The sequence below is a fragment of the Salinicoccus carnicancri Crm genome (assembly GCF_000330705.1).
Classification (GTDB): Bacteria; Bacillota; Bacilli; order Staphylococcales; family Salinicoccaceae; genus Salinicoccus; species Salinicoccus carnicancri.
Map to the genome: position 1 here is coordinate 335,144 of NZ_ANAM01000006.1, position 23,840 is coordinate 358,983.

29 protein-coding genes and 1 pseudogene are annotated in these 23,840 nt (G+C 44.5%); all 30 read left to right on the plus strand.

Going from position 1 to position 23,840, the window contains the following annotated elements:
- The first annotated feature begins 20 nt into the window (after positions 1–20).
- A complete protein-coding gene (locus tag C792_RS0106620; RefSeq protein WP_017548674.1) occupies positions 21–317 on the plus strand; it encodes a DUF3467 domain-containing protein in 297 nt (98 codons plus the stop codon).
- A 127-nt stretch (positions 318–444) separates the two neighbouring features.
- A complete protein-coding gene (locus C792_RS14655) occupies positions 445–717 on the plus strand; it encodes a hypothetical protein (RefSeq protein ID WP_017548675.1) in 273 nt (90 codons plus the stop codon).
- Between the two features lie 87 nt (positions 718–804).
- Positions 805–1,182, plus strand: a complete 378-nt coding sequence (locus tag C792_RS14355; protein WP_017548676.1) for a YolD-like family protein — start codon at positions 805–807, stop codon at positions 1,180–1,182.
- Between the two features lie 302 nt (positions 1,183–1,484).
- Entirely contained in the window at positions 1,485–1,952 is a 468-nt protein-coding gene (locus tag C792_RS0106635; RefSeq protein WP_017548677.1) for a hypothetical protein, read from the plus strand.
- Between the two features lie 35 nt (positions 1,953–1,987).
- A complete protein-coding gene (locus tag C792_RS0106640) occupies positions 1,988–2,788 on the plus strand; it encodes a YqiA/YcfP family alpha/beta fold hydrolase (protein WP_026090265.1) in 801 nt (266 codons plus the stop codon).
- Positions 2,789–3,006: 218 nt separating this feature from the next.
- The gene (locus C792_RS14750; RefSeq protein WP_017548679.1) at positions 3,007–3,126 is read left to right on the plus strand and encodes a YvrJ family protein; all 120 of its coding nucleotides are present in this window, start codon (positions 3,007–3,009) and stop codon (positions 3,124–3,126) included.
- Between the two features lie 67 nt (positions 3,127–3,193).
- Positions 3,194–4,312, plus strand: a complete 1,119-nt coding sequence (locus C792_RS0106650; protein ID WP_017548680.1) for an exonuclease SbcCD subunit D — start codon at positions 3,194–3,196, stop codon at positions 4,310–4,312.
- Positions 4,299–7,313, plus strand: coding sequence for an AAA family ATPase (locus tag C792_RS0106655; RefSeq protein ID WP_017548681.1), 3,015 nt, complete (start codon positions 4,299–4,301; stop codon positions 7,311–7,313). Before C792_RS0106650 ends, C792_RS0106655 begins: the two co-directional genes overlap by 14 nt.
- A gap of 152 nt (positions 7,314–7,465) precedes the next feature.
- Positions 7,466–8,077 (plus strand): SCO family protein, encoded by a 612-nt coding sequence (locus C792_RS0106660; protein WP_017548682.1) that lies wholly within the window; start codon positions 7,466–7,468, stop codon positions 8,075–8,077.
- A 99-nt stretch (positions 8,078–8,176) separates the two neighbouring features.
- Positions 8,177–9,118, plus strand: coding sequence for a nucleoside hydrolase (locus C792_RS0106665; protein WP_017548683.1), 942 nt, complete (start codon positions 8,177–8,179; stop codon positions 9,116–9,118).
- Positions 9,119–9,256: 138 nt separating this feature from the next.
- A pseudogene (locus C792_RS15155) lies at positions 9,257–9,481 on the plus strand (PfkB family carbohydrate kinase); the annotation flags it as partial.
- A gap of 28 nt (positions 9,482–9,509) precedes the next feature.
- Positions 9,510–9,632, plus strand: a complete 123-nt coding sequence (locus tag C792_RS15100) for a hypothetical protein (RefSeq protein ID WP_281166629.1) — start codon at positions 9,510–9,512, stop codon at positions 9,630–9,632.
- Between the two features lie 237 nt (positions 9,633–9,869).
- Positions 9,870–10,655 carry a transporter substrate-binding domain-containing protein gene (locus C792_RS0106675; RefSeq protein WP_026090266.1) on the plus strand — a complete coding sequence of 262 codons (786 nt, stop codon included), beginning with the start codon at positions 9,870–9,872 and terminating at the stop codon, positions 10,653–10,655.
- 27 nt (positions 10,656–10,682) lie between these two features.
- Complete coding sequence (locus tag C792_RS0106680; RefSeq protein ID WP_017548686.1) at positions 10,683–11,414, plus strand: glucose 1-dehydrogenase; 732 nt, start codon at positions 10,683–10,685, stop codon at positions 11,412–11,414.
- 15 nt (positions 11,415–11,429) lie between these two features.
- The gene (locus tag C792_RS0106685) at positions 11,430–12,269 is read left to right on the plus strand and encodes an amidohydrolase family protein (protein ID WP_017548687.1); all 840 of its coding nucleotides are present in this window, start codon (positions 11,430–11,432) and stop codon (positions 12,267–12,269) included.
- Positions 12,270–12,403: 134 nt separating this feature from the next.
- A complete protein-coding gene (locus C792_RS0106690) occupies positions 12,404–12,886 on the plus strand; it encodes an RrF2 family transcriptional regulator (RefSeq protein ID WP_017548688.1) in 483 nt (160 codons plus the stop codon).
- A gap of 24 nt (positions 12,887–12,910) precedes the next feature.
- Positions 12,911–13,882, plus strand: coding sequence for an LLM class oxidoreductase (locus tag C792_RS0106695; RefSeq protein WP_026090267.1), 972 nt, complete (start codon positions 12,911–12,913; stop codon positions 13,880–13,882).
- A gap of 17 nt (positions 13,883–13,899) precedes the next feature.
- The gene (locus tag C792_RS0106700; RefSeq protein ID WP_017548690.1) at positions 13,900–14,133 is read left to right on the plus strand and encodes a DUF896 domain-containing protein; all 234 of its coding nucleotides are present in this window, start codon (positions 13,900–13,902) and stop codon (positions 14,131–14,133) included.
- A gap of 21 nt (positions 14,134–14,154) precedes the next feature.
- Positions 14,155–15,147, plus strand: a complete 993-nt coding sequence (locus tag C792_RS0106705; protein ID WP_017548691.1) for an LLM class flavin-dependent oxidoreductase — start codon at positions 14,155–14,157, stop codon at positions 15,145–15,147.
- Between the two features lie 168 nt (positions 15,148–15,315).
- Positions 15,316–15,786 (plus strand): nucleoside 2-deoxyribosyltransferase, encoded by a 471-nt coding sequence (locus C792_RS14360; RefSeq protein ID WP_017548692.1) that lies wholly within the window; start codon positions 15,316–15,318, stop codon positions 15,784–15,786.
- Entirely contained in the window at positions 15,786–16,265 is a 480-nt protein-coding gene (locus C792_RS0106715; RefSeq protein ID WP_017548693.1) for a SprT-like domain-containing protein, read from the plus strand. Before C792_RS14360 ends, C792_RS0106715 begins: the two co-directional genes overlap by 1 nt.
- Positions 16,266–16,424: 159 nt before the next feature.
- Positions 16,425–18,152 carry a DUF2207 domain-containing protein gene (locus C792_RS0106720; RefSeq protein ID WP_169315526.1) on the plus strand — a complete coding sequence of 576 codons (1,728 nt, stop codon included), beginning with the start codon at positions 16,425–16,427 and terminating at the stop codon, positions 18,150–18,152.
- A 266-nt stretch (positions 18,153–18,418) separates the two neighbouring features.
- On the plus strand, positions 18,419–19,135 hold the full coding sequence (locus tag C792_RS0106725) for a prepilin peptidase (protein WP_017548695.1): 717 nt from the start codon (positions 18,419–18,421) through the stop codon (positions 19,133–19,135).
- Positions 19,132–19,815, plus strand: a complete 684-nt coding sequence (gene radC / locus C792_RS0106730) for a RadC family protein (RefSeq protein WP_017548696.1) — start codon at positions 19,132–19,134, stop codon at positions 19,813–19,815. The genes C792_RS0106725 and radC overlap by 4 nt, the downstream gene beginning before the upstream one ends.
- Positions 19,816–19,826: 11 nt before the next feature.
- Positions 19,827–20,189 carry a hypothetical protein gene (locus C792_RS0106735; RefSeq protein WP_017548697.1) on the plus strand — a complete coding sequence of 121 codons (363 nt, stop codon included), beginning with the start codon at positions 19,827–19,829 and terminating at the stop codon, positions 20,187–20,189.
- Between the two features lie 88 nt (positions 20,190–20,277).
- Positions 20,278–20,892, plus strand: coding sequence for a PH domain-containing protein (locus tag C792_RS0106740; protein WP_017548698.1), 615 nt, complete (start codon positions 20,278–20,280; stop codon positions 20,890–20,892).
- Between the two features lie 323 nt (positions 20,893–21,215).
- Complete coding sequence (locus tag C792_RS15105) at positions 21,216–21,797, plus strand: sugar O-acetyltransferase (RefSeq protein ID WP_017548699.1); 582 nt, start codon at positions 21,216–21,218, stop codon at positions 21,795–21,797.
- A 94-nt stretch (positions 21,798–21,891) separates the two neighbouring features.
- Positions 21,892–22,638, plus strand: coding sequence for an SDR family oxidoreductase (locus C792_RS0106755; protein WP_017548701.1), 747 nt, complete (start codon positions 21,892–21,894; stop codon positions 22,636–22,638).
- 13 nt (positions 22,639–22,651) lie between these two features.
- Complete coding sequence (locus tag C792_RS0106760) at positions 22,652–23,050, plus strand: MerR family transcriptional regulator (protein ID WP_017548702.1); 399 nt, start codon at positions 22,652–22,654, stop codon at positions 23,048–23,050.
- Positions 23,047–23,775 (plus strand): dihydrofolate reductase family protein, encoded by a 729-nt coding sequence (locus C792_RS0106765; RefSeq protein WP_017548703.1) that lies wholly within the window; start codon positions 23,047–23,049, stop codon positions 23,773–23,775. The genes C792_RS0106760 and C792_RS0106765 overlap by 4 nt, the downstream gene beginning before the upstream one ends.
- Positions 23,776–23,840 lie beyond the last annotated feature (65 nt).

Sequence of the window (23,840 nt, forward strand, 5' to 3'; positions counted from 1 at the left end):
ATTGAAAGAGGGTAACAAAAATGGATGAGTCTTTAAATCCTAATCAAAGAAACGGTCAGAAACCAAGAAATTTACCTTTGTCAAAAGATGTTTTCTACGCCAATGGTGTGAATATTGATGTTAACCCCAACGAAATAACACTTACATTCGATCGTTTAGTACCCGGAGCAGAACCTGTTTCAACAACGGTGGTCATGAATCCTCAAGCGGTATATCAATTAAGAGATGGCTTTGCTCAATTAGCTAAGCAACATGAAGAATCTCTGAAAAAGATGAAAGAAACTGGATATTATGGCGAACCCCCACAAAATAATTGATATAGGTGATCACAGGTACGAACATAAAAGAGTGGAAGCCAGAGGGGATAAGAGTTATAAAACACATCTATCTTTTGCTCATTCATCCAATAACGCTTATAGTTATAGTAGTGGAGGTGGTGGAGACATGGAAAACTATATTACACGTCCTGAATTTGAAGAGCATAAAAGGCATTTAGATAGCAGATTTGATGGTATTTCGAAAGACATAACTATAGCTAAAGATCAAATCCTGAGTAAAATAGCTCAAGATAAAAAAGAAGAAGATAAAGAAAGAGAAAAGGATAGAAAAGAGTCCGAGAAAGAACGTAAAAGTGATAGAAAATGGTTCATCGGATTAACAGTAGCAACAAGTATGTCACTATTAGGCATTATCCTACAGGCCTTTAATGTAATATAATTTAACCACCTCACAGCAGGTGGTCTTTTTTCACTTTACAATACGAACATACGTTCTATATAATCATTTGTAAGAGGAGTGATTATCATGAGAGTAAATGAAAAACTCGACTACAGAGAAATGGATCCGTCAGAGTTGGATTCCAACATCCCCCGGGGCAGGGGCATGATTAAATGGCAGCCGTTTGCCACTATGCCGGAACAGTATGAGCGTGTGGCCGAGATGATAGAGGAGAATGCCAAAGTACCTGCACCTACCCACGATAATGAAACACTTGTCAGATTAGAAGAAGAGCTGCGTAGAAGTGTAGGGGAGACGGTCGTGCTTCGTTACTGGAATGACGGCTACGAGGTGCAGCTGGAGTGCCGCATCGAGTACATAGCGGATAGAGCAGGTATGGTGGTCGTCAGTAAAGGACGCGAAGTGATTCAAGTGGAGTTTAAAAACATTTATGAAATTGTATAGCTTTATTTTTGATTTAAGGCTATACTCAAGAGGAGTTTTCCAGACACTCAAAAGCTTCACTTAACCATCTTGTCGCACAGAAACGGCAGGGTGGTTTTATGTTATAATAGATACACTATGTTATGCCCTAATATAGTACTTCTCTGTCTGTTATGTCGTCCGGAAAAACGGCATAACAAAAGCCACTTACTAATTAAAGTAGGTGGTTTTTTTACTTCCTATTTAATCCCTCTACACTTTCGCTCTCCATTTTGATATATTTAATACAATTAATGATTAAGAAAATGATTGGAGGGACGTGCATGACCAATTATAACGATTTATATAATAAGGCAGAGAAGGAAGTAAAGAAAAATTATATTTTCGAGAAAATGACTAAAGAGTACTCGAAAGATATATTTGAAGAAATAGTAAGAGAAATTGAAAAAATGAATAAAAGCTTAATAATAAACGGCCACAAAACAGAACTAGATATAAATAGTTCTTTCTGTATTCTAAAGGCCAAAAGTCTAGACAATAGAGAGTTTGATCGGATTCTAAAGTATGAAATATATCCGCCATACGAAAGATACAAGGGTCAACATAAATATATTATAGACGAAACGATTACAACTGAATTGAATGGTGGATTAATTTTAAGGAACAATGTATGGGATGTAACGAAAGAGTATGAAACACACTATCTAGTGAGTGAAAGCAAAAAAGATGTAATGACAGTCGAAGAAGTGATGCAGTCGTCTTATGAATCGTTTATACGATACATTATTTAATAAATACATTGAGGTGGAACATGGCGGAGGAATATGTGGAAACAACTTATGAAAGCATGACTATCGACACGCTAAAAAAAGCTGGAGAAAAAATGATAAAAATCATTTATAAAGATGAGGATTTTTATTTCAAAACCTTCATCAAAGAGGATTCTAATCAGTTAATAATACATAATAATGGTGCTGTAGACCATACAAAAAGAAAACCTCCCGTAGCTCAAAGGTCGAGTTGGTCTGAAGATATTGAAGTAAATTGCATTTTCTTTGATGACAAAACCATTCACTTCAATGATTTGAATACTGGTTGGGGTGCTGGTAACATAAAACGTTTCTATCTAGAGGATTATTCAGCTATCACGAAGAAGGTACAAGAGTTATTGAGCATTAAATCGAAGAACGTTTTTTACTGGGGATCTAGCGCTGGTGGATATATGTCTATCATTTTATCTTCAATGCATCATCAAACATCCGCGATAGTGAACAATCCTCAGACTTTACTTTTAAACCATTACAAAGGCAAAATTGATAAGTTATTAAACGCTGCTTTTAATGGAATGTCTAAAGAGGATGCTTTCGGGAAATATCCCGAAAGATTTTCCGTTGTTGAGGCGATGAAGAAGTACGGGTATGCACCTATCATATATTATTTGCAAAATTATCAATTCGAATTTGATATGGCTAATCATTTTGAACCATTTAGAAAGTCTCTAAAAGAGGCAGGTATATCTGAAAAAGAAAATTATTATATTCTCTATAATGATTATGAAAGAGGACACTCTCCGCTGTCTAAAGAAGATACCTTGCAATATATCCATAAGATTTTAGATATAAAATAGTTGAATAGAAGAACTCTTCAGTACAAACAAAAAGGCATCCGTGCATTGTGGGATACCTTTTTTGTGCTGAGGGTGCAACTCCCTCCTAGATATTGTTAAATGTATTGTATCATCATTCTTTTGTAATGGAATTACTATTTATCAAAAAAGGAGCATCTTAGTGGGTCTGTTTACTCTGCCAAAATCGTCGAGCAGAACGTCACTGAACTCATCTGACCATGGAATGGGTTACACTGGTCAGCGATGTTGGATTTCCGGCTGCGATCACCTTCTTCCTCCTGTACAGGATGGAAAGCAAACTGGATGATCTCATAATATCCATCAGAGAGCTGCACTGAACAGAACCGTCCCCGAAATTTACCCGGGGGCGGTTTTTCTAGTATAATCATCTAGTGAGGTGTTGATATGAAAATTCTACATACTGCCGACTGGCACATCGGCAGAAGGCTCAATGGAACGGACCTGCTTTCTGATCAGATGCATGTGCTGGATCAGCTGGTCGAATATATAAAGGATGAAGGAATAGACCTCTGTGTAATAGCAGGGGATGTTTTCGACAGGAGCAATCCGTCGCAGGCGGCACTTGAACTTGTCAACGAGTATCTATACAGGATAAATATCGGGCTCGGCGTGCCTGTGCTTGCCATCAGCGGGAATCATGACTCAAGGTCCAGGCTGGATTACGGCAGCCGCTGGTTTGAAAAGAGCAATTACCATATGCGCACATCCATCAGGGACATACTGAAGCCGGTAGTCATTGATGACCACCATTTCTACATGATCCCCTACATGGATGTTCTGGAAGCGAAGCAGTATTTCATGGATGAATCGATTGTTTCACATCATGATGTCTACCGCAGGGTTACAGCAGAAATCCGCAATGTGATGGATTACGGCGCCCGCAACATCCTTGTCGGCCATATGTTCATGTCGGATGCAAAGGCGAGCGATTCTGAACGGCCTCTTTCAATCGGCCTGTCCGAGGAAGTGGGAACAGACCTTTTCACAGACTTCGACCTGGTCCTTCTCGGCCATCTCCATCATCCATTTGCGATCGCGCATGACTCTATTTTCTACAGCGGCTCCCTGCTCAAGTACTCTTTTTCCGAAGTCAGGCAGCCCAAAGGATTCAGAGTGATAGATACCGGGGAGGAGATTGAATGCCGGTTTGTGGCGACTGAATCGAAGTTTGACCTGGTCCACTACAAAGGCAGCTATGATGAGGTCATAAACGAAAAAGTCACTTTCCGGGACAAAAATGCATATTTCAAATTTGAACTCACGGGTCTTGAGACCATCAACGATCCGATGGCGAAAATCAAGATGATATATCCAAATACACTGGAGCTCCGGCCGGTGACAGAGGTCCGGGGAAACAGCATGAGCAAAGTGGATGTCAACCGCTCAAGCGACAGGGAGATATTTGATGCATTCATCGCACAGGTGCACGGGAGTGAACTCACAGAATATCAGCAGGGGTTATTCAAACAACTATTCAAAGGTGATATAGATGAAACCGATTAGACTGGACATGAAATACTTCGGACCTTTCGAGGATGAAACCATTGATTTCAGTTCCGTAAAAGACAGCATGTTCCTGATCAGCGGGCGGACAGGTTCAGGAAAGACGATGATCTTCGATGCCATCACCTATGCACTTTACGGCACGTTGTCAACATCCGACAGGATGGAAGGCTCCATCCGCAGCCAGTTTGCAACGGACAGTGACATCAGCAGGGTGAAGCTGACATTTGAAATCCGCGGCAGTCAGTATACGGTGGAGCGGACACTCAGCTATCAGAAGGAGGGCAGGAAGACTCCTGTCCCCCCGAAAGCCGCCATATATGATCAGGAAGGCGAAGTGCTCGATGGCAGCATCAGCGGAGTGAAAGAAAAAGTGATCGGCATCATCGGGCTCGATGCCGATCAGTTCAGGCAGATTCTCATTCTGCCGCAGGGGGAATTCAAGCGCCTGCTTGTATCCTCAAGTGAAAGTAAACAGGAGATACTCAGGACTTTATTCAGAACGGAGCGGTTTGTCCATTTCGAACTGCAGCTGAATGAACTGAAGAAGGAAAAACTGAAAAGTATCGAGCTTGTCGAAAGCCGGATTGAAGAACTGTTCAACACCCTGAGCGCAAACGGGGATGCGGAACTGCAGAAGCTGATCGATGCTGAATATCCGACGGCGGCTAAGCGTATCGAAGTCATAGAGGAAATCGGTACAACACTCGGTAACAGATATAGGATGCTGGAGGAAGCACTCCAAAAACTGAAGCAAGAGGCGACATCACTCAGGGAAACCATCAGCCGCAGGGAACGGCATAACGAGCAGGCTCTGAAACTCGCCAGTACGAAACAGGAATTGAAAGACCATGAAGAAAATGCAGCTGTGATAGAACGTCTGGAAACAGCTGTCAGACAGTACAGGAAAGTGAAGACGGTTGAATACGAACTTCGTTCGGAGCAGGACCTCATAAAACAGAAAGAGGAACTGGAAACACGGCTGAACACCATCGACACCGGTCTGAAAGAGCTGGAAACATCAGGCGAGGCGCTCCGGCAGACTCTGGACAAAATCAGCCGTTACAGGGAAGGCTATACGAAACTTGTGAAATGGATCAACAGTACAGAGCGGTTCGTCGAAGATCCGAGATTCAGGGATATGGACGGGGTGCTGCAGTCAAAAATGAAAGAACGGCAAAACCTTGCCTCTGATATAAAAGCGCAGGAAGCGAAACTTGCGGAAGCGAGACAGGAGGACGATTCGATCCATTGGGAACATGCAGAAAGCGAAATCCTGCGTAATGAATTGTCAGCGTCCGTTGCCGAGTGCCGGAAAATGCGTGAATGGATTGAGCGGGAAAACAAAAGCGCCGGATATGATGGAAAGAAGCAGGCGCTGGAAAAGGAAATTGTGGAGCTCCGTAAAAAAATGGAAGACACCGAAACAGCCATCAAAAAAATACAGGAAGATACTGGAAGCATGTACAGTCCGGAGGATAAAGCGCATATCGAACACCTTACGGGGCATCTGACTGAAGGCGGGGAATGCCCGGTCTGCAGGCAGACAGTTTCAGTTCTGCCCGGGGCACGGGACTATATGAGCGAGGAGGACGAAGCGAAGCTCACGGCGCTTGAAACAAAAAGACGGAAATGTGGCAATGCGCTGGAAACGGCGGAGAAGAATCTTGGAATCGTGGACGGCATACTCGGGTCCATGGAAAGGTATGATACTGAAAAACTTGAAAAGGAACTTGAGGCCGAAGAAAGACACCAGAATGAGGTCCAGAAGAAAATTGATGACAACCATAAAAGGTATGACAGGAAAAAGCAGCTCGATGAGGAAATGCGCAGGCTTGAGAGCAGCATCAGCGATAACAGGATCCGGATGAACAATGCGGAAAATGCTGTGGAACAGCAGAAATCACTCAAAAAGGAATTCAGTGAACAGACACAGTTTGAAACACGTGAGGAATTTCAAAAAGAGTTCCAGGCAAGGCAGCAGAAAGTGACACGCTACGAGAAACAGCAGGAGGAAGCCGAACAGGAGAGGCAGCGTTACCGGGAGGAGAAATCACGGCTTGAGGAGAACAGGGCAGCAGCCCGCAGACAGCTCTCTGAAATGAGCGGACAGCTGCAGGAGAACACCCACATCATAGATGATTTCCTGAAAGATAATGAATTTGCCGGCAGGAACGTTCTGTTTTCCATCCTCAAAAATACCGATGTAGATGAAGACGAGGAGAGGATAAGGGCATACCATACTCAAAAGGACATTTTGAAGAGCCGGATAAACGACCTTGAATCAGTTCTTGAGTCGACAGAAGAGATTCCGGTGGAGGAAGACAGGGAGAAGCTGAGCGTTCTGGACAAGGAAATAGAGACGAAAACAAATGACAATGCCCGTCTCTATGCCCAGATGCAGCATAATGGAAACATCAGGGAAAAGATCGGTGATTTTGCTGAGAAACATGAAGCTGAACTCGGTGAGGTCGATGAACTGGTCGAGCTGGTGAATGCTGTGTCCGGAAGGAACGGGCAGAAAGTATCGCTTGAGCGCTTTGTATTGACCTACTATCTGGACCGCATCCTGCATATTGCCAATATCAGGCTGCTTGAGATGACCAGCCACCGTTATGAGCTGAGGCGGAGCACAGAGAAAAGCAACCGCAAGACCGGTCTTGATATAGAAGTATTCGATTTCTACAATAACCGTGCAAGGCATATTTCCTCGCTTTCCGGAGGGGAGACATTCCAGGCCTCCCTGACACTTGCACTCGCCCTGAATGAAGCCTTGCAGCAGGAGTCCGGAGGCATCAGCCTTGACACCATGCTGATCGATGAAGGGTTCGGCACGCTCGACCCTGAAACCCTGGATATGGCAATCAGTACACTGATTGAATTGCAGACCAGCGGAAAGATGGTGGGCATCATCTCCCACGTCGAAGAACTGAAGGAACGGATGGAGAACATACTGGAAGTGAAAGCGGTGAACGAAAGAAGCACTGCGAATTTCAAATAGACACAGGGGCGGCACATGCCGCCTCTTTTTAACTCCGGGAACTAAAACGGTTTATATGTGCCACACAGTTTTCACAAAAAGACAAATTTTACGCTTGTCCATGGAATTTTATTTGATATAGTAAGATTAGTATTAATACGGAGGTATGTAAGATGAGAAAGCTTTTGTTCAGTGTTGTTATCCTTTCGATGATTTTGTCTGCATGTAATTCCTCCGGTGTTGAGGTAATGTCGAGATACGGCAATGAAATCAACGATTTCGAGGTCACCGATGAAAACGGTGAGACATTTACCCGTGAGGATTTGGAAGGTAAAGTATGGATCCTGGATTTCATCTTTACAAATTGTGCAACAGTCTGCCCGCCGATGACCTCCAATATGACACAGGTGGTCAATGAACTTGAATCCAAAGGTATAGAGGATTATGGCATACTCAGTTTCACCGTGGACCCCGAAACGGATACACCTGAAGTGATGACGGATTATCTGTCCCAATACGAAGTGCCGGAAGGCACGGAGTGGAAACTCCTGAACGGCTACGACTACGACTTCATCAGACAGTTCGCAGAGAAGAACTTCAAGACGATTGTAGCGCCGCCGCCCGAAGGCAGCAACCAGGTGACCCACGGCATCAGTTTCTACCTTATCGATCAGAATGGCAAAATACTTAAAGACTACTCCGGTGTGGATACCGGTGATACATCATTCCAGCTGGATGAGATCGTGTCGGACGTTGAGACCGTCGTGGAGGAAGGTCCGCAATAATATCAGCCGGAGCCCGCAGGACAGTGGGCTCCGGCTTTTTTGTCCCAAATCAGTTTGATTGGTAAAATGGTAAGGAATCTATTTTGGGAGGATCATTATATGGATAAGAGAAAAGTCATTCTGGACTGCGACCCGGGCCATGATGATGCGATTTCGGTCATCATCGCGGCTTCGGGGAGAAGCCCGCTTGAGATTGTGGGAATTACGACCGTTGCAGGCAATGTGGGAGTGGAGAAGAATACCGTCAATGCGCTGAAAATATGCGAATTGCTGGAACTGGATGTTCCCGTATTCCAGGGAGCGGCAGGTCCGATGGTGAAGCCAAGCGAGATAGCCACCGAAATACACGGAGATACAGGGATGGATGGTCCCGTATTGCCTGAGCCTGTTAAAATCAAAGAAGAGCAGCATGCTGTAGATTTCATAATTGAAAGTGTAAGATCTTCAAAGGGGAAGATGACACTCGTTCCAACCGGCCCGCTGACTAATATTGCGCTTGCATTGATCAAGGCCCCGGATATTAAAGACAACATAGAGGAGATTGTACTCATGGGCGGCGGTACATTCGGCAACTGGACACCTGCTGCGGAATTCAATATATATGTGGATGCGGAAGCGGCAAAGGTCGTTTTCGAAAGCGGTGTACCACTTGCCATGTTCGGACTCGATGTAACCCACCAGGTGATCGCTGACAAAGATATTCGACAGAGATTCAGCAGGTTGGAAGGTGAAATCGCGATCTTCGTGAATGAACTTCTTGAGTTTTTCGGCCAGGCATACAAAGACCATTTCGGTTTTGAAGGCGGGCCGATCCATGATGCCTGTACCACTATGTATCTGCTTCAACCGGACCTCTTCGACATGAAGCATGTAAATGTCAGCATAGAGACGAAAGGTGAGTTCACCTACGGCATGACCGCAGTGGATCTCCTTGGGACCACCGGACTTGAGCTGAATACGCTGTTTGCAGAATCGGTTGATCAGGAGAAGTTCTGGAATCTTTTTGAAGAGATATTGATTTCATACGATGGGGCACTATAACATGGATAGATCGAAAATTACAATAACATGAAGCGTAAATATGAATTTTGTGACGGTTGCGGATAATATGCCGGCACAGTGTGAGACTATAACCGGAGGACATTGTGAAACACTTCCCGGAGAACAGGTGCCAATCAGGCTGTTGCTGCGGCACAACTCGGTGCAGTAGGTAATGATGCCTTTGGCAGACTGTTGCTTGAAAATTTTGAAGAACAGAATGTATCGACAAAATTCATTTCCGAAGCAGCGGGTGTTTCATCAGGACTTGCAAACATTATCGTGTCCGATAAAGATAACAGAATCATCACCGGTTTTGAAAGTCTCGCCGCTCCCGGGACATCGCTCATGGCCGGTAGTCCGGAGCAGGTTGTGGAAAAAATCATGTGTCAGCATGAACTTTACGGACATAACAAGGTTCCTCGCACAGATGGGTATCGGCGGACTGCTTTTTGAAAACGTATCGAAAAACATAGAGATGCTTGCAGCTAAAGTAATGCCGCTGCTTAAAGAATGAAGCAATTCAAATAACAGAACCATTATTTTCAGGTATAGAATATCACAAGAACTTCCCGCTATTAACAGCGGGGAGTTTTTTAATTCCTTATAATATTTATCCACTTATAAAAGCAGTCTATATGCATACTGACGATTACCTATAATCAATCACATTGCTGCTGGCTATATTCAATGTTATATTTATTCATATACATAAAGCATAGTTTTATAGTAGGATTTATGGGGAGGAAGATGCATGAAGCGAGTTTTAGGGTTGTTTGTTTTATTAATGATGTTGGCATTATCCGCATGCAGCAACGGCGGCACTGCCGGAGCGGCTGATGATGATGTGATTACTGTCGCGACTACCCCGGATGGATATCCGCAAAATTATATGGAAGACGACGAACTGAAAGGGTTCAGTGTGGATGTCTACAAAGCGATATTCGAGGATTTGGGATACGAAATTGAATGGGAGACGACCGACTGGTCGGGTGCGCTTGCTTCCTTTGAAACCGGCAAGGCGGATACGCTGCTCAATTTCGCAGTGACACCGGAAAGAGCCGAAAAATATGACTACACAGATACTTATTATTTTTCAAGAGCGGGGCTTGGTGTCGCGGAAAATAATACGGAGATAGAATCTCTCGAGGATGTCAAAGGCAAAAAGGTGGGAAATGTCACTGGTTCCAATTACGGTGAAGTATTAAAAGAACAGGATTCTGAAGGCGAGATTGAGATCGTCAATTACGAAGGTGCCGATGTCATTCACCAGGATGTTGCCAATGGTAATGTCGATGCCTATGTGACAGGCAGAGAAATTCTTCTCGCACAGGTTAAGGACAAAGACATCCCGTTGAAAGTGGCGGCGGAGGCATTCGGTGAAAAAGAAGTGGCACTGCCTTTCGCAAAAACAGAGGAAAATGCGCAGCTGATTGAAGAGATTAACAGTACAATCGTCAAATTCAGGGAAGATGGCACATTGACTGAGATTTCCAATGAGTGGTTTGGCGAGGATGTTACGGTGAGCCAGGAAAATTAAAGTTCGTTTTGGAAAGGATTTTGGAAAATGGGCAGAGTTAACGGGAAAGTTGTGATTGTCACTGGCGGCACAGGCGGTATGGGCGCTTCACATGTTAAAAAATTTGTTTCGGAAGGGGCGCAGGTTGTTTTTACTGACCTCGACGAAGGAGCGGGCAGGGTGCTGCAGGATGAGATGGGTCCTCAATCTCTATTCATCAAGCAGGATGTCACTGATTCCGAATCGTGGAATAAAGTGATCGTAGAAACCGAAAAAAATTTGGGGCCTGTCAATGTCCTCGTCAACAATGCAGGCGTCAATTACAGTGAGGAAACTGAAGCATTTCCTGAGGATGAATACGATCGGGTGATTGAAGTGAATCAAAAGGCTGTTTTTCTGGGGATGAAAGCAGTGATTCCTTCCATGAAAAAAGCAGCGAGCGGTTCGATCATCAATATTTCTTCCATCGGCGGAATCCGGGGAAGGATGGAAAGTGTTGCCTACAGTGCTTCCAAATTTGCAGTGACCGGCATGACGAAGGTGGGTGCTCTGGAATTGGGAAAGTATGGGATACGGGTCAATTCCGTCCATCCCAGCCTGGTGAATACCGGACTTTTCTCTGAAAGCACAGGCGGAAAAGCGGTGGCATCCGACCGGCCTCTTGGCAGAGTGCTGACTAAGGAAGAAGTATCTGCTCTTGTGCTTTACCTGGCTTCGGATGAATCGAGTTATACAACGGGTGCCGAGCATGTGATTGATGGCGGATTAACTGCGAGATGAAGGAGAATTGTATATATGATAATCGATTTTAAGATGAAGGCACCCATCCCTGCGTGGGAAGTTTTGTTTGAAGCGGGCAAGACGCCGGTCATTGAGAAATTCAAAGCACTGGAAAATGTGGGTCTGGTACAGGCCCGTTCACTTGATGATGTTATTGGAGAAATGGACGGGCATGGGATTACCCATTCTGTGATTTTGGGCAGGAATAATGAGCCGGGCAGTTCGAACGCTGAACTTCTGGAGTTTTTATCGAGCCAAAAAGGAGAACGATTCTTTGGATTCATCGGGATTGAAGATATGACTGTGGAGGAATCGGTTGAAACTATCTATAAGTATGCAGCGACCGGTAAATTCCACGGTGTGGCTGCAAATCCGGCCAAGATCCGGCCATTGATGGGTATCGGTGACCCGAGTCTGGACCCGATATTTGAAGCATGCCTGGAACATGATCTGCCGTTTTGTATGACGCTGAGCCTGCTGATATCATTAACAAGCGAAAAACCGGATTATGATTATATCCATCCCAGGCAGCTGATCCGGGTTGCGGAGAAATATCCGGGCTTGAAACTGATCATTTCCCATGCGGCATGGCCGTTTGTACAGGAGTCCATTGCTGTGGCGATCCATTATCCGAACATTTACCTGTGTCCGGATTTTTATATCTCCTTCCCCGGCGGCTGGCAGTATGCGGAAGCCGCTGAGAGGGGACTCGAAGACCAGCTGATCTATGCCAGCTGCTACCCGAATGTTCCTTATGATTATGCAATGGAATATTACAGGAAACATGATCTGCCTGAGGACATAATAGAAAAAGTGATGAGCGGGAATGCGAAAAGGATATTGGGCATTGATTAGACAGTACACATTTGTGTGCTGTTTTTTTATACAGGCACAGATATTGTCTATTAATAAGAAATCTGTTAGAATTACTTATAAATTGGATAATCATTATCCGGTTTAACTATGATTAATGAGAAGCGGTGAATGAGATGCAGATGAAGACAGGTGTCGAACAGTCGGTATATGCCGTTCTTCTACTGAACATGCTGCCGGATAAGGCGGTGCTGCACAGTGAAGTGATCAGCGGACAGATTGGAGCGTCACCCACATATTTTCAAAAGCTATTGAGGAAATTGGTGAGTGCCGACCTGATTACTTCCGTACCCGGGGTGAAGGGTGGATTCAGGCTGAAAAAGGATCCTGAAGATATCCGGGTATATGATATTTATGTTGCAATCGAAGGGCAGCAGTCGCTGTACAGCCCGAGTGGCATCTTGAGTGATGTACTTGAACTGGAGTATGACGACCGGTGCTGTGTACTGGGTGAGCTGATGGAAGAAGCGGAGGAGTCATGGAAAGCGGTGCTGAAGAGGGAAACGATCGCCTCACTTGCTGAACAGGTGGAATCGGATCGTTTTGTGAACCATGTGACCGATCTGAAAAAATGGGTGGAAGAGAACATGGTGGTCTGATGAATATGGAATCGGGTGAGAGAATTGAAAAAGTTTGAATCACATAGAGGCTTTAACAGGACATTCAGGGAAGGAAGAATGACCCTTGGTCTCGGCTTTCCTCTTGAAGCATATACGGGCAGTTTTCCTGAGATGAATCTTGAGGAACAGATGAAGCATGCCAGGCGTGCTGAAGATTATGGGTTTGCCTCTTTGTCAGTAAGAGATGCACCCTTATATGACCCTGATTTCGGGGATGTCGGCGGGCTGTATGATCCATTCATGTTCCTGACGTATGTTGCAGCACATACCAGGGAAATAGCCCTGGTGACAGGCAGCATCGTGACTACATTGAGGAACCCCATCCATACGGCAAAGTCCGCAGCGACTTTGGAGAGTCTGTCAGGACAGCGGTTTTTATTCGGTGCAGCAAGCGGAGACCGCCCGGTGGAGTTTCCGGCCTTCAAAACGGATATTGATGACAAAGGAAAGCTTTTCAGGGAATCCCTTCAGGCCATGAGAAGGTTGTGGAGTGAAGAGTTTCCTAAAATCCAGACAGATCGCCTGAATTTGACGCACGGCGATGTGGTGCCAAAGCCGGAGCTGTCGGATATCCCTGTTTTCGGTACAGGGTACGGCGGGCAGACACTGGAATGGCTTGCAGAAAACACCGATGGCTGGTTTTTTTATCCCCAGGATTTACAGGGGCAAAAAGCACTGGTAGCAAAATGGCGGCAGGCAACAACAGAATTCAAACCTTTTGCACAGTCTCTGGCTGTCGACCTGTCGGAACGTCCGGGGGAAGCGCCAAAGAAGAAGCCCGTCGGTTTCCGTGCGGGGAGAAACTTTCTGATCGATTATCTCAATGCATATCAGGAAGCAGGGGTCAACCATGTGATGATCAGCCTGAAGGAAAGCAGCCGGCCGGCCGAAGAGGTCATACAGGAACTTGGTGAATATGTTGTACCTAAGTTCCCGGCCATCAGCAAACCAAAATTTACGTTTTTTAATAAATGAAAGGAAGAAGATAGAAAATGATCGCAGGATTGGACAGGATTAATGAACTTGCAAATAAACAGAAAACTGACGGACTGACGGAGACAGAAAGAGCAGAACAGAAAAAATTGAGAGAGGACTACCTGAAACAGATAAGAGGGCAGGTGCTTGATTCCTTTTCAGGATTGACAGTAGTCGATCCACTTGGCAATGATGTGACACCTGAAAAACTGAAAAGAGAACAGGAACTCACCAAGTCACTCGATATATGACGAAGAAAAGGATGATATTTAATGAGACTAAGTGTGCTGGATCAGGCGCCCGTCACAAAAGGAAACAATGCAGCAGATGCTTTGAAAAAAGCGGAGAAACTTGCAATACTTGCCGATGAACTCGGGTATCACCGCATGTGGATGGCGGAACACCACAGTCTGCCGTCACACGTCAGTTCAGCGCCCGAAGTCACAGCGACAAGACTGGCTGCGAAAACAGAGGATATCCGCATCGGCACGGGTGGTGTAATGATGATGCATTATTCGCCGCTGAAGATGGCTGAAGTGTTCAAGACGCTCAGTGCCTTTTCACCGGGAAGGATAGATTTCGGCGTCGGAAGAGCCCCCGGCGGAGATGGTCAAAGTATTTATGCATTGTCTGAGGGCAGACGGCCGCAGATGGACAATATGTATGAAAAATTCGCGATTGCGATGCAGTACATCAATGATGAAACACCTGATGGTAAACTGTACGGTTCTGTCAGGGCGACGCCGGGAAACGTCACTTTGCCGCAAGCCTGGATGCTGGGTTCCAGCGGTAACAGTGCAATCGCCACCGCAAGGCTCGGTGCCGGCTATTCATTTGCCCAATTTTTCAATGGAGACCTATCCAAAGGCATCCTTGATGCATACAAGGAAAATTTCGAACCCTCCGCGTTCATGGAAAAACCGGAGATCAATGTATGCTATATGGTCACTGCCGCAGAAACGAAGGAAGAAGCAGAATTCCAGGCACTGCCGCAGGACATCGCGAGCCTCAAGCTCATGAACGGACAGATTACACAGGCCATGACACCGGAAGAAGCGGCGGAGTACCCGTTGACTGAAATGGACAAGATGCGGATCCAGGATAGAAGGCACCTCCATATTGTCGGTTCGGCCGGAGACGTAGCAAAGCAACTGAGAGACGAACAGGAAATGTACGGTTTCGACGAAGCGATGATCTGCAGCATTCCACATTCACAGGAGAGGCGGCTGGATGTCTACAGGCTGCTTGCGAAAGAACTTTTTTAAACAATGGGAGTATGCTTCAAAAGAACAGATGGAAATGACATTCGTTTAGGTTGCCCCTTAGATGAATGTCATTTTTAGGATCAGCTGTTATATGCCGGATATATCTGTATTGTTTTTACGCTATACTCGGAATGGAAATCTGATATATTATTGAGAGAGGTGAAAGTGATGAAAATATATTTGGGAAGTCCGTTCTTTGACCAGGAACAGCTGCACAGAGTGAAAAGAGTGGAGAAGGCACTGGAAGAAAATAGTACTGTGACAGAGGTGTTTTCACCGAGACTGCAGCAGGTGGATCATCTGGAGCATGGCTCCGATGAATGGCGGGAAACTGTATATAATAATGATATCAAGCACGTCGAGTGGTGTGATGCAATAGTGGCTGTGCATGACTATGAGGGGAAGCACGTCGATCCGGGCACTGCATTTGAAATCGGCTATGCCAAGGCAAAAGGTAAATTCATCGTCCTTTACCAGGAAAAGGATCCCGAACATGAAGCTCCGGTGAATTTGATGCTGTCCGATTCTCTGGATGTCTACCTTCAGGATCTTGATGACTTGAAACAATATGATTTCAATGAAAGGAAGCCAATCCGCCTTGAAAAGTATTTCTTTGATGAAGTGGCAGAGGAAGAGTGATGGACTCCGGGACACTTAAAAGACATGCGGATGCGTTTCTTGAAAGAAATTTTGATATGCCGCTCGGCGTTCCTTTAAGAATTTCAAGCCGCATGAAATCAAGGCTTGGTGCATTCCAGGTAAAGTACATACGAGGCGGGGATGTAAAAACAGAGATAGTGATGTCCCATGAATTCATTGTCCATAATTCGGAAGAAGCGATCCTTGATGTCCTTTACCATGAATGTGTACATTATGCACTGTACACCCAGGATAAACCTTACAGGGATTCTGATGCCCTGTTCATCAGCACACTGGACAGGCTGGGGATTTCCAGGACGAGGACCTATGCCTATAAAGGCCGGAGCCACCTTTATGAATGCAGAAGATGCAGATACCGATTCAGTAAAAATATCAAGGGATATGAAAAAAGGTATATTTGCAGGAAATGCAGGGGAAAGTTCAGCTATGTGGGTGAACTCTCACCGGAGCATCTATGATATATTCTCCCGTCCAAACCGGAAACCGATTGAATATCGGATTTCGGTTTTTTAAATGAGAATGAAAAAATTCATCTTTCAATGTCGTCTTTACCGCGGAAAAATGAAATAATGAATGTAAGGATGACATTTACACCTTATATACGAAAGGGGAAAACGATGATGAAGCATCTGCTGAGTATGCTTTTTGCTCTGACAGCGGTTCTGATGCTGTCGCCGGATGCTGATGCGAATGAGATCAGCAATTTGGAAATGGACATAGAAATCAATGAAGACGGTTCTGTAAGCGTGACTGAGACACGTGAGGCGAATATGACAGAAGGCACCGAAAATTACATGACCTTCAATGAAGAGGATATGGGTGAAGTTGAAATCACTGATTTTTCAGTTGAGGGCTATACCGAACAATCCGAGTGGGACCCGGATGCAAATCTGGAAGAAAAGGCCGGAAAATATGGGATGATCGATACAGAAGACGGCACCGAACTCGTGTGGGGCATCGGCGAGTATGGTGAGCAGACATACGTTGTGCATTACACCCTTGAAAATGTGGTACGGAACCTCGAGGACGGTCAGTCATTGTACTGGAACTTCGATACATTCAGTGATCTGCCAACAGAGAATTTCACCATGAATGTGACCTCGGACAACCCGTTCGGTGAAGAAATGCAGTTCTGGGGATTCGGTTTTGAAGGTGATATCAGCCGGTCGGACGGTGGTATTACGTGGGATGCCGAAGAGTCACTGACCGATGCGAATGATGCCGTATTGCTCATGCATTTTCCGACGGGTACTTATGATACAGACGTGACTGATGACGGCACATTGGAAGAGGAGGCTGAAGCGGCGAAAAACGGTTCCATCTATGATGACGGCAGTATGAGCGGATTGGTAATCGGATCGATTGTCGGGGGCATGGTCGCCCTGGGGCTTGCAATGACACTCATCGCAAAGCGTTTTACTTCCAGGATGTCAAAAGCCGGTCATATCGATTCGGCAGCCGTTATCAAACGGAGGAATAAAGAAAACAAGACTGCGAATCCTCCACAAATTGACGATTATGCATCTGTTGCCTTTGCCCTCAAGCATCTTCAAATGGGAGGGTTCGAGGAAATATTCCAGGCTAGCTTGATGAAGTGGACGGATGAAGGGCGCATCACGATTGAAATCGACGGGAAGGACAGTAAAAAACTGGATAAGAGTAAATCTGAAATCATCATCCATGATTATCAAAAGGTTGAAACAGATAATTCAGAATCATTCAAAGAACTCAGTAAGAAATTGAAGGATATGGAACTTGGGGAAGATGGATACGAACCGATTCTGTGGCGCATGCTTTTGGATGCAGCGGATGATGACGGCCATATCGATGAGAAAAGATTTACGAAATGGTCGAAGGAAAATGCGAAATCAGTCAGCAAAGTTGCAGATGAAGTGACGAAGTATTCCCTTGAGCGGCTGGAAGCGGAAGAATATATTGAGTTTGATAAAGAGAAGATATTCGGTATTACAGTGCCAATCACAATACCGACAGAAAAAGGGGAGAGCCTCCTGGATCACCTTGTCCAGTACAGGAATCATCTCAAAGAGAACTACAGCCATGTCCTTGAAGATGAAAACTACAGACAGCATATGATCTGGAGCGTTCTCGCCGGCGAAGGTGAGGAAGTCAAGAAACACCTGGCCAAACTTACCCCTGAAGACAGTAGTGAAACATATCCGTCATACGTCCACTACTACTACGGGCCACATCTGGCAACCAAGAGCTGGTCGACAGGACTCGGTCAGGGCGGTTTCAACTCATCCGCAGCCTCCGGCAGTGGCGGCGCAACCGGCGCCGGCGGCGGAGCCGGAGCAGGCGGTGGAGGCGGCGGTGGTGCGAGGTAGCGCCACCTGGCTGTTGGAATATAAAGAGAGATGTATAGAGCTTCGGGAATCCCCGGAGCTTTTTACTTTGCAGTAGAAAAGGAATTTATATCTAGACAATTATGCATGATTTTAATGGTAAGAGTACAAAAACCAGAAATCTGTAATATATTTTTGAACAGATTTCAATTAAACAGACACTGAATAGCCAAGTATCGCATTACTGTATTTTTACAATGCTTGTAAAGGTGGCTATGATAGATATGGAATGATACGGAGGGGATATTATGGTGATATTGGTTTTAACTGGAGGCATGATTGCATCATTCATATATGCAGTAACTTCTATGGAAAGTACTAGTTTCATGTATAGAAGGAGCCAGTGTGACAGTTGTAACGGGAATCTAAGATGGCACCATTTGATACCGGTCTTAAGCTTTCTATTATTGAAAGGCAAGTGTAGATTTTGCAGGAAGAAAATAGATATCAGCTATCCATTATGTGAGATAATTGTAATCATTCTTTTTATCCTGCCTTTATTTTTTGAACTGGGGCTTGCAGACTATACCTTATATTATCTGTTTGTTGCACTTTTAGTACCAGTCTCTTTCTATGATTTTAGTACATTGACCATACCTAATCATATGAGTTTGCTGTTTTTGTTCACCGGTCTTTATTTGACGGAATTATATTATATAGAACCAATAAGGGATTTTTCCATAATACTTCTCTTGCATCTGGTATATTTTCTATTTTCCGGATCTATCGGGTATGGTGATATCAAGCTGTTTACAGTGTTGACTCTGATCAGTCCGGTGAACTTCTTCATTTATACAGTACTGCTCACTTATATAATTGGTGGTCTTTTTGTCATAGCGATCAATCTTTATAAAGAATACAAAAACCAGAAGATTCCACTTGTCCCCTTCATTTCCACCGCCGCTGTTCTTTGCTTTTTCCTGTATGAAGAATTCAATCTTATTTATTATGGAGGCTTCCTATGACAATGATGATTAAAGAGATGCATACAACGGACAAACCGCGTGAGAGGCTCATGACGTACGGGGCCGATAAGCTTACAAACCAGGAACTGCTTGCCATAATAATAAACACCGGAAGCAGAGATGAATCCAGTATTACTGTTGCCAACAGGATCATAAAAGACATGAAGTCCATCCGGGAGCTTCGCAATTTAACATATCAGGAACTTATACAGTTAAAAGGCATCGGGGCTGCCAAAGCAATTACCATTCTCGCAGTTATAGAAATTGCGATAAGGATGCATACACACTCACAGGAAGAGGATGTATATATAAAGAGTCCGGAGGATGTATGTGATCTTCTTATGGAGAAGCTGAGATACTATCAGCAGGAACATTTTGTTGTATTATTTCTTTCCACAAAAAATATGATCATTCACCAGCAGACACTGTTCAAAGGATCGTTGAACAGTTCCATTGTACACCCGAGAGAAATATATAAAGAAGCAGTGAAGAGAAGTGCAGCAGCGATCATTTGCGTTCATAATCATCCAAGCGGGGATCCCTCCCCATCAAGAGAGGATATTGAAGTAACTAAAAGGCTGCATGAATGTGGTGATATTATCGGTGTTGATTTTCTGGACCATATAATCATAGGGTCGGGAAAGTATATCAGCCTGAAGGAAATGAATTACATAAAATAGGAGGCATACAAATGGGACTTGATATGTATATTTATCTTGAGGACAAGGAAACGAAAGAGGTTATTGAATACAGCTATTACAGGAAGTTCAATGCACTGCAGGGTTATTTCGTTAAGCAATACGAACTTGAAAACTGTGGCAAAGTGCAACTGACTTATAAAATGATTAATGAGATATATTTGATGCTGAACGAAATACGGCACAACCCTGAAAAAGCGCATCTTCTTTTGCCGACATTTCCTGGACCATTTTTTGGTTCCTATAAGTATGATCAGATCTATCATGCATATGTCCATCAGGCGGCGGGTGATTTCTATCATGCCAAATTCCTCGATTACGGAAAATACAATTTGTATTTCACATCAGACTGGTAGGGGAACAGGATATCCCTCGCATTCCTTATACCAGTATTGTTATACTTGGCTTTCAAATATTAAAATCTTTCATCGAAAGGAAGTTCCTATGTTTAAGAAAATGGCTTCGGATGCTCTCGGCTTGTCTGATATCGGCAAGATTATCGACCCGGTTGATTTTGACAAGACGGATGCGGATGATTATGTAAGGCATGAAGATGATGAACAGATCTATTTTCTGATCAAGACCAAGATGGACGAGTACTGCTTCACAAACCTGGCAATCATCCATGTGGATGGCGAGAAGGCGACCTCTTCAAAGCGTACACTGAAACGCTACCCCTATACGCAATATGAAGTGAACGATGTTCTGCTTGAAACAGCGGGCACGATTGATATCGACATCCAGATCAAGTTCAACATGGGCAATGTACCGTTTGTCATTGATGTTCAAAAGAATGAAATTGATCGTCTGAAAGATCTGTACAAAGCATTGCTCTTCATTTCCGAACAGGCATATGAAAACAAAATCGTCAGCAGACATGCTGAACAGAGTATTGACAAAGCGGTCCAGATTCTTCAGAATTCACGTCTCGGCGAGGGGGATACTGCCGATCAGTACAAGGCTCTGACTGAATTCAGCTTTGACTGGTACAAGCGGGCCTATGAAAAGTATCAAAAGCAGGACTATGGTAAAATCTTCGAAAGATATATCAATAATTAAAAGCGAGCAGACAGGGCAGCAAGTCTATTTCATAATAGATCTGCTGCCTTTTATATTCCGGAAAAACCGTTCTGAACCAAGTTGAAAATTTTGACTTTGAGTCCGCTTGTGGGTATATGATGAGTATATGACATCCTGCCCGGGTATGGTACTCTGCAACTGAAAATGATTTGTTTGAGGGGCCGGGGGTCAGGTGGCCTCAGATTTTGGGTTGGCTGGGGAATGCCTTATATTGTGTATTATGCGTTTATAAAGCTGTTATACAGCAGATGTGGTCCATCGGGCATACTAGAGACAGGAAAAAATAGGAAGTGAGGATATTAATGGAACTTGAAAAATTATTATCGATAATGGAGGATGAAGGTGTCCTTCATGCCGGTTCGGAAGCCAACAAAGCAATGAGCGAGGTTTCAGAGCAGACAAGATTTTTATGTGCACAGCTGAATAATGGCGTGTATACGGATGAAGAGGTCAGAGTTCAGGTTTCAAGGATAATTGGTCAGGAACTGGATGAAGGTTTCTCCTTGTTTTTACCTTTCACTTCCGATTTCGGAAAAAACATTCGTATGGGGAATAATGTTTTCATTAACTCCGGATGCCGATTCCAGGATCAAGGTGGCATTACTATCGGTGATGAGAGTCTGATAGGACATAATGTCGTTTTCGCAACCATCAATCATGATCTTGACCCTGAAAACAGGGGCACCATGCATCTGAAGCCGATTGTACTTGAAAAGAGATCGTGGATCGGTTCGCATGCAACGATACTTCCAGGGGTAACGATCGGGGAGAATTCTGTTGTTGGCGCAGGTTCTGTCGTGACCAGGGATGTTCCGCCAAATACGATTGTTGCCGGCAATCCTGCCAAGTTCAGATCGTATTTGGAGGAAAAGGAAGAAAAATGAATCAAGATTTGAAGAAGAAGCGGTCAAAATGGTTTGCCTTGGAGTTCACTCCAAGGTTTATTGTGTATAGTATACAGAAAGGAGCGAAATAATCATGGCAATTAAAGATAAAGTAATAATCATAACAGGTGCATCATCAGGTATTGGTGAAGAGACAGCGAAGCTCCTGGCTTCAAAGGGAGCGAAAGTGGTACTGGGTGCCCGTCGTGAAGAAAGGCTTCAGCAAATCAGTGAAGAAATCAAAAGTGACGGCGGAGACTCTGCGTATAGAGTGACAGATGTTGTAAAACCGGAAGATAACGAAGAGCTTGTCAAGCTTGCGAAGGAGACATACGGTAAAGTTGATGTCATTTTCCTGAATGCTGGTTTGATGCCAAACTCACCGTTGTCCGCCCTTAAAGTTGATGAATGGAACGATATGGTTGATGTCAACCTCAAAGGTGTATTAAATGGAATTGCGGCGGTAATGTCTGTATTCCAGGAGCAAAAATATGGCCAGGTGATTACTACATCATCAGTTGCCGGTTTGAAAAGCTACCCCGGGGGTGCGGTATACGGTGCGACAAAATGGGCTGTGCGGAATCTGATGGAAGTTTTACGAATGGAATCGGGTCTGGAAGGAAATAATATCCGCACAGCAACAATCTATCCTGCAGCGATCAATACTGAATTGCTGGAAACAATTACGGACAAAGAAACACTGGATGGTGCAACTGAAATGTATGACCAGTATGCAATTACGCCGGACCGTATCGCAAATGTCGTTGAATTTGCCATCGATCAGCCCGAGGATGTCAATATCAATGAGTTCACTGTAGGTCCGACGGACCAGCCATGGTAACAGGAGGGGTTGAGTGAATATAAAAGAGGTCAGCAATAGTCATAACATCTCTTCGGACACGTTGAGGTATTGGGAACGTGCCGGGGCAATACCACCGGTCAGCAGGGATCGGAATGGCCACAGGGATTATGATGCCGAAGATCTGAACTGGGTGCACTTTACCAAATGTATGCGGGATATCGGTGTGTCCATCGAACGGATCATCGAGTATATCTCTCTTTTCAAACAGGGGGACAGTACAATTCCAATGAGGAAGGAACTATTGATCGACCAGCGGGATGAATTGGCAGAAAAACTCCGTGTATTAAATAGTAACTATGAAATGCTCAACCGTAAAATAGACACCTATGACGAACATATGCTTTCCTATGAATGGAAATTGAGGGCATATGAGAAGGAGGGACAGAAATGAACAGGCCTTATACAATCATACACACACATACCTCGATTGACGGCAACCTTGATATCATGGGTTTGACTGAATTTGAAGAAGCCAGCCGTCAGTACCAGGAGATGTCACTTGATCCAAAAAAACAACAGTTCGGAGTTCAGGCCTACCTGAATGGCAAAACGTCGACAGAAGATAATATTACGCACTATCAGAAACCGGATGTGGACGAAACGGCTGACACAGTACCCTATGGAGATTACATCGCAGACCCTGATGCTCCGATGTTTTATCTGGCAATGGATACCCGGGGAGAATTGGCCTTTGAAGAAAATACTTTTGGCTACGGCGGAGTACAGTCCCACATAGTAGTTGTGATAACGGAGCGGGTGCAAAATTCATATAAAGATTTTCTCAGGAAGAAGAACATTTCATATATCATAGCCGGAGAGGAACAGATCGACTATGATGTGATGTTGGATAAATGCTGTCGCCTTCTTGGTATTCAAAGATTGATGGTCGGCGGGGGAGGGACAATCAACTGGTCAATGGTTCAAAACAGGCTGGTCGATGAAGTCAGTGTCATACTGGCACCCATTGCAAACGGCGATCCGGATGGAAACCGTTTCTTTGTCGCGAAATCACCATTTTCAACCGTCGAAGAAACAGCTTTTAAACTGGAATCTGTCAAAGAGTTGGAACACGGGACATTATGGATCCGATATACTGTAAAAGATGAAATGGGATAAAACAATTGTATGCATTTGAAATGTTCAAAAGCGGGTACCGGACAGCTTCCGGTACCCGCTTAGTG